Source organism: Streptomyces sp. NPDC006879 (assembly GCF_042869595.1).
GTDB lineage: Bacteria > Actinomycetota > Actinomycetes > Streptomycetales > Streptomycetaceae > Streptomyces.
The window spans coordinates 1-1,056 of record NZ_JBIAGC010000119.1 but is presented as its reverse complement, the minus strand read 5'-3'; the positions used below and the strand labels follow the sequence as shown (position 1 = coordinate 1,056).

Here is a 1,056-nt window from a genome sequence, read left to right as displayed (position 1 = left end):
GAAGTGTGACCAGTGCAGACGGTGCTCGTTGCTGTGGCAGCGGGGCGTGACGACAACGTGCCCGATCATCCGGCGGATTTCCGGGACGCTGAGGGGTATGAGGTCTTGCTCGTCGTCCCCGCTGCCCCTTTTGCGGCTTCCGCGGCGCGAGTGGCGGTCAGGTAGGCGAGGGCGGCCATCGCGAGGGTGATGTGCCGGTACCAGGCTCGGTAGAGGCGGACCTGGTAGTGGTCCAGGCCGCACTCGCCCTTGGCGATCTGGAAGCACTCCTCCACCTGCCACCTCGCGCCTGCGGTCCTGACCAGGTCTTTCAGTCGGGCCGTGGCGGGACCGTAGCAGACGTAGTAGGCGATCTCGCTGGGGTCGCTGATGCAGCGGCGGGCCAGGACCCAGTGCCCGAAACCGTCCTCCCACTGCGGGCGGATCGCGATCCGGGCCCAGTCGTAGAACCGCTGGCCGTGCGCGCCCGCACCGGCGGAGATCCGTTTCCATGCCTGCCGGGGCATGGCGGTGATCAGGTCCCGGACCTCGGTGTCCGTGCCGCCGGTGGTGGTCACGGTGTCGTTGACCTTGGTGGCCAGCACGTAGGCGACGTGTCGCTCCTCCAGCCAGGCCCGCAGGTGCTTGACCTGGCCGTATGCCTCATCCGCGGTGACCCAGGCGAAGGGGACGCGTGCGTCGATCGCGCGTTGCAGCATCCACTTGAAGTGCTCGATCTTCGTGGCGAAGGGCACCTCGTCGCCGATACCGGCGGCCCGGCACCGTTCCCGGTCATCGGTCCAGGAGACGGGGACGTACAGTTCGCGGTCGATCAAGGCCCGGCCCGTGGCGGAGGCGTAGGCCAGGAACGTGCCGATCTGGCAGTTTTCCGTGCGTCCGGCCGTGCCGGAGTACTGCCTTTGGACCCCGGCGGACTTGACGCCCTTCTTCAGGAAGCCGGTGTCGTCCCCGATCAGGACCGCGTCCTTGCTGCCGATCGTCTCGACGACGAAGTCACGCACGTCGTCGCGGACCGCATTCTCGTCCCAGTCGGCGAAGTTCAGCAGCCGCTGGAAA

Annotated in this window: 1 protein-coding gene; it reads right to left on the bottom strand. The window is 67.8% G+C overall.

The window, feature by feature from the left end; genetic code table 11:
• Positions 1-65: 65 nt before the first annotated feature.
• Positions 66-1,056 (bottom strand): IS701 family transposase (locus tag ACFYMC_RS29835; RefSeq protein ID WP_388531312.1); only part of this gene is annotated, 991 nt, incomplete at its 5' end.